The sequence below is a fragment of the Anaeromassilibacillus sp. An250 genome (assembly GCF_002159845.1).
Lineage (GTDB): Bacteria > Bacillota > Clostridia > Oscillospirales > Acutalibacteraceae > Anaeromassilibacillus > Anaeromassilibacillus stercoravium.
Map to the genome: position 1 here is coordinate 1 of NZ_NFJK01000045.1, position 5,502 is coordinate 5,502.

Genomic DNA, 5,502 nt, shown 5'->3' on the forward strand with positions numbered 1-5,502 from the left:
ACGGAGGATTTTATGTTAAGACAAGCCACCCAAAACCTCATTACCGCCCTTTATCCGAGATTGTCCCATGAGGACGAATTGCAAGGCGAGAGCAATTCCATATCGAACCATGATGTAATGTATAGAGGGTGGATTACACCAAAAAACATTACATCATGACTGGCGGCTCATTTGTGGCGAATGAAAAGACAGTTATGATAAAGGAGGGATGCCCTCAAACCTACCGTAACTGTCAACCACATTCTCACGAAAGGAGCCTTGTATGGAACTGACTTACACCCAATGCGGCGACTATCTCATTCCCAACCTTGTGTTAGCAGACACCAAAGAGTACCATATCGGGAAATATGGCCGGATGCGCCGTGCCTACTTAAAAGAACATCGGCCCATTCTGTATACCGATCTCATTGTCACTGAAAAGCTGCTTCCCCACTTGGAGGAAATCGACATCGCCTGCCGGGAGCGGCTGGAAATCATTGAAAAATCCATGATGCAGCAAGAGGGCGTCACAGAAGCCCTGAAAGCTGCCGACCAGATGGCATGGGTGCGCTCCATGAACTCCATCCACAACAGGGCCGAGGAAATTGTCCTGGCTGAGCTGGTCTACTGTTGAGGGAGGGAACGCAATGATTTTGGAAGCCATGTATAACGGGGAGTTTTATCCCTGTGAAACCGTTGTTCCCACGTCCCTGGAATACCGCAAGGCGGTCCAAACCTGTGCGGCGTTGATGGAGCAGTTATCCCAGCGGCTCAGCAAAGAGGACTATGCTCTGGTGGAGGAACTCCGGGCGCAGAACGCTATTGCCCAATGCGAGGAAAGTGAGAGCCATTTCAAGTATGGCTTTTCGGCGGGGCTGATTGTCCAGCAGGAAGCCCATGAACAGCTGCAAAACAAGAAATAGGCGATGGCCGAAAAAGCCCACGCAGCCGGAAAGAGAACCGAAGGCGTGGGCTTTCTGTGTATATGGTTATTCTGTCAGGGCATCCGAAGTTTCCGCAACCAGCCGGTCAAAGTCGCTCTGATAGGTCCGATCCTGCAAAACCCGGAACTTTTCAAACTCTTTCTCGGCAAAGGCTTTGGCAATGGCGGCGGTCACCTTGCCCTTATCATGCAGAATATCTTCCTCGTTGAACTGTAAAAATGCGTCAAGCCGCTTGACCCAATCGGCCATATACATGACATTTCCACGGCGGGCCTGCCGTTCCGCATAGTCCAGGTACATGGTGACAATCTCGTTCAGGTTACGCATTTCCGTTTCGTTCAGATAGTTTTTAGCAACGGTGACATCCGATTTGCGGATGCGGCCTTTGGGGGCGTTTTTCCATGTGGTCAGCCCCATGTTGGGCTTGGTGCTGTCGGCACGGCCGTATACGATCTCAGCGGCGGTATGATGGGTGACCGCATAGTGGAGCTTATTCTGCACCGTTGCGAAAAACTCCTTTGTGATGGGGCTTTCCACATCGTAGTCAGCGCTGCACTGGGAATAGATGTCCGTGATTTTCTGGTAGAACCTTCTCTCGCTGGCCCGGATGTCCCGGATACGCTCCAGTTGTTCCTCGAAATAATCCTTGCCGAAAAAGTTTTCCGGCTCCCGCAGCCGTGCGTCATCCATCACATAACCCTTGATGATGAACTCTTTCAACACCCGGTTCGCCCAAATGCGGAACATGGTCGCCTTTTTGGAGTTCACTCGATACCCCACAGCGATGATGGCGTCCAGATTATAATAATTGGTCTGATACCGTTTCCCGTCCGCCGCAGTTGTTTCCATTTTGGAAACAACTGAATCCTCGCTCAGTTCGCCGGATTCAAAGATTTTTTTCAGATGCTTGGAAATGGCCGCTTTCTGCACCTCGAACAGCTCTGCCATTTTTGCCTGCGTCAGCCAGAGATTTTCCTGAAAGAGCAGGATTTCCACCCGCACCTCCCCGTTTTCGGTCTTGTAAAAGAGGATTTCTCTGGTTTCATACGGGGTCAGTCCCTGTTCCTCACTCATTCCTCGTCACCTCCATCCGTCCGGTTCTTTCCCCGGCTCTTGTAGACATTGTACTGGTTCTTGCACCGTGGGCTGCAAAAGGCGGCGTTGGACCGGCTGCCCAGGAACACCTTCTGGCAGTGCTTGCACAGGCGCAGGGGCTGGTCACCGTCTACCAACATGAAGCTGAACATCATCTGGATGCCCAGCAGCAGCGAATGGAAATCCCAATAGATGGTGGGCTTATCCAACAGCTCGATGTGGTAGCTGGGGGCGATCCCACCAAATGCGGCCATGGCCTTGCGGTACAGCCCCCGTGCGTCCTCGTCAATGGAATCATAGTCATTGTAGTACAAAATGGCGGTGGTCAGTGTAAAGGCCCAATCTTTGAACTGCTGGGCAACCCAGTCGTAGGGTTCCGCATATTCCCGCTGGAAGCTCATATTCTTCGCCATCGGCTCGTCCATGAAAGTCATGGTCAGAGCAATCATCGTCCGGTCACCGGACACATTCCAGGAGGATTCAATGCCGTTCTTCACCAAATCCAGCTGGTCAAAGGGGTAAAACAGGGACAGGTATCGGTCCGTCGCCATGGATTCTTCCTTGATGAAGTGGTTTTTCGGCAGGTACACCGCCTCATAGTCCATAAAGGACGGCGTGGTGGGCAGGGCGGTCATCAGCCCCAGCAGGCCGTACCGGGTGATAAACTCCATGATCGCCTTTTCCACTTCTGCTTCCGGCTTGCGCCCCATCATCAGCATCCCCACATTCAGGGCATCCAGCACAATGTTGGGGACCTCTTTCAGCGGATTGTAGACATCCGGCTTTGCACTCTTGCCGGGGGTGATGTACTGTTTGCCATCTTCCGCTGTTTTCATCTCATAGTGATCGTACCGAACCCAATGGGAACGGGACTGTTCAAACAAATTTTTCATCATACACGCCCTTTCTCCTTAATCGTCCCAATTATCAGGGGCGGTTTTTCTTTTTTCTGCGCTTGGTCTTATTCTCCCGCCGGATCACGGCGTCCTTGCCCTGTTTTCTTGCGATTTTCGAGTATTCCTCCAAAAACTGGCGTTCCCGCAAGGTCAGGCTGCCGCCATGCTCCTGCTTACCGCACAGATGGTCATACATCTGGCGCTGCAATTTTTTGTGGATAGTTTTCCGCAGCTTGCGGATGTTGCGGTCAGACTGCCCACGGACAGCGGCAAGACGGGTGGTGCTGTACAGCCTCAAAGAGAGGAAATACAGAACTTCCTTATGTTCCTCGCTTAATTCCTCCACCATTCGGGATATAAAGGTGTCAGCGGTCAGATTGTGCATCTCATAGGGGCAGTCAAACAGGATGTCCAGAAAGTTCCCGGCCATCAGCTGCCGGTATGCAGGGTTGTTCATCCAGCGGGGAATGAGCTTCGGTTCCGGCACCGCCTGATATTCCAGCGGCACATCCCCACGGAGGTTTTCGTGGTCCCGTTCCCGGCGTTCCCGGTTCCGATCCAGCTTGTTCCATTCCTCCACCACGGCCCGGAAATCCTTTTCGGTGCGGGCGGCTTCCTCCAACCGCCGTATGGCCTCGGCCCGCATCTCCCGTTTCAGCCGCTTATCACTGACCGGGGCGGCTTCTTCTTCCTCGGTTTCCAGTTCGGCATCATAATCGACGGGATGCTCGTCCTGCTCCAGCTCATTTTCCAGCTCGGCCAGACGTTCTTCCGCAAGCGCCTGTTCCAGCGTTTCTTCCGCCCCTGCGCCTGTCCCATCGTCCCATCCGGTGAAGCCACCCTCGGTATCCAGAAGCTCGTCATCAGACAGATACGCCATGACCCCACCTCTTTTAAAAAAATATTTTGCGATTTTTCAAAAATGGTTCCGTTTTGCATCCCGGATTTCTCCTATTAGTGAAAGAGTAATCTAAAAACAAGTTACTTGGGTTACATTTGCTTTTTCACGCAGGAGAAAGGGGGGCTTTCGCCATGTTCAGGCTTGACACAAAAAAGAAGTAACACAATCGCAGGTTACAGGCAACGGAACTATAACAACAGTATACACCGGATGCGCCGAAAGCGCAAGAAAGAGAGGTTCTATGGCAGATAAAAACGCCGTGTTTCTGACCCGGCACATTGGCAACACCACCTATAAAGTTCGTGTCTACCTCAGCGAAACCGCCGAGGAAACGATGGAAGATAAAATTCTGCGGCTGATCCGCAATGACGGGCTGGCAAACCAGCCGGAATGTGGTATAATGGAACTGCCACAAATGAGCCGTCCGTCTGAAAGGAGCGCCTGATATGGCAAACAGACAGACGGAAGAAAAAATCACTGCGCTCTATGAGCGCCTGTCCCGTGACGATGACCTCACGGGCGACTCGAACTCCATTCTGAACCAGAAACGTTATCTCGAAAGCTATGCAGCACAGCGGGGCTACACCAATATCGTCCACTACACAGACGATGGGTGGTCCGGCGGCAACTTTGACCGTCCCGCATGGAAGCGCCTTGTGGCGGACATCGAGGCGGGCAAGGTGGCCCATCTGCTGTGTAAGGACCTAAGTCGGATCGGCAGAAACTACCTGCAAACCGGCTTTTACACCGAGGTAATGTTCCGGCAGAATGGGGTTCATTTTGTTGCTGTCGCCAATAACATCGACAGCGAGGAACAGGACAGTGGCGAGTTTGCGCCCTTTCTCAATATCATGAATGAATGGTATCTGCGTGACCAGTCCAAAAAGGTTTCGGCAGCATACCGTGTCAAGGGCAAGGCGGGCAAGCCAACCACCAACAACGCCATCTATGGCTACAAAAAAGACCCGGAGGACAAGGACCACTGGCTGGTGGACGAGGAAGCCGCCGCCGTGGTGCGGCGGATCTTCCGGCTTGCGGTGGAGGGGCACGGCCCCCATGAGATTGCCAAGATACTCACACGGGAAAAGGTGGAGTGCCCCGCCTATTATCTGGCACGAAACGGCAGGGGCTGCCGAAAAAACACCGTGGACACCAGCCGACCCTATGACTGGTACGGCTTCACAGTCAGTTCCATGCTGACCAAGCCGGAGTACATGGGGCACACCGTCAATTTCCGTTCTTCCAAGAAGTCCTACCGGGATAAACGGGTAAAAAATGACCCGTCCGACTGGCTGATTTTTGAGAACACCCACGAGGCCATTGTTGACCCAGAAACCTGGCAGCTCGCCCAGCAGGTGAAACGGACGGTGCGCCGGACAGATACCACCGGCATCGCCAATCCCCTGACCGGCCTTGTGTTCTGTGCTGACTGCGGAGCTAAGATGTATAACCACCGGGGCAAGCGCAAAAAGGCCGGACGGGAATATTCTGTGGATTTTTACAGCTGCTCCACCTACACCCTGACCTTTGAGCGAGAAACGCAGATGTGTTCTTCTCACACGGTCAGCACTAAGGCTCTGAATGCCCTGATTCTGGAAACCATCTGCACTACCGCCAGCTATGCCATCCAGAACAAGGAGGAATTTATTCAGAAAGTTCGCAGCATTTCACAGGTTCGCCAGCAGGA

Annotated in this window: 7 protein-coding genes; 4 read left to right on the forward strand and 3 right to left on the reverse strand. The window is 52.9% G+C overall.

The genetic code is table 11. The features are described from left to right. The first annotated feature begins 262 nt into the window (after positions 1-262). Together B5F54_RS16875 and B5F54_RS16880 are read left to right on the forward strand one after the other, a co-directional pair. On the forward strand, positions 263-613 hold the full coding sequence (locus B5F54_RS16875) for a TnpV protein (protein WP_007885050.1): 351 nt from the start codon (positions 263-265) through the stop codon (positions 611-613). 13 nt (positions 614-626) lie between these two features. Beyond that, positions 627-902 carry a DUF6809 family protein gene (locus tag B5F54_RS16880; protein ID WP_087235310.1) on the forward strand — a complete coding sequence of 92 codons (276 nt, stop codon included), beginning with the start codon at positions 627-629 and terminating at the stop codon, positions 900-902. Positions 903-968: 66 nt separating this feature from the next. On the opposite strand, the gene B5F54_RS16885 is transcribed toward B5F54_RS16880, so the two are convergent. Genes B5F54_RS16885 through B5F54_RS16895 form a run of 3 tightly spaced genes read right to left on the reverse strand, consistent with a single transcriptional unit; the run spans position 969 to position 3,794 of the window. Further along, a complete protein-coding gene (locus B5F54_RS16885; protein ID WP_087235311.1) occupies positions 969-1,997 on the reverse strand; it encodes a virulence RhuM family protein in 1,029 nt (342 codons plus the stop codon). Next, the gene (locus B5F54_RS16890) at positions 1,994-2,914 is read right to left on the reverse strand and encodes a hypothetical protein (protein ID WP_087235312.1); all 921 of its coding nucleotides are present in this window, start codon (positions 2,912-2,914) and stop codon (positions 1,994-1,996) included. The genes B5F54_RS16885 and B5F54_RS16890 overlap by 4 nt, the downstream gene beginning before the upstream one ends. A gap of 31 nt (positions 2,915-2,945) precedes the next feature. Next, positions 2,946-3,794 (reverse strand): hypothetical protein, encoded by an 849-nt coding sequence (locus B5F54_RS16895; RefSeq protein WP_087235313.1) that lies wholly within the window; start codon positions 3,792-3,794, stop codon positions 2,946-2,948. A 262-nt stretch (positions 3,795-4,056) separates the two neighbouring features. On the opposite strand from B5F54_RS16895, the gene B5F54_RS16900 reads away from it, so the two are divergent. Together B5F54_RS16900 and B5F54_RS16905 are read left to right on the forward strand one after the other, a co-directional pair. After that, entirely contained in the window at positions 4,057-4,260 is a 204-nt protein-coding gene (locus B5F54_RS16900; RefSeq protein WP_007885061.1) for a transposon-encoded TnpW family protein, read from the forward strand. A 1-nt stretch (position 4,261) separates the two neighbouring features. Beyond that, positions 4,262-5,502: recombinase family protein (locus B5F54_RS16905; RefSeq protein WP_172749783.1), on the forward strand; the 1,241-nt coding region annotated here is incomplete at its 3' end.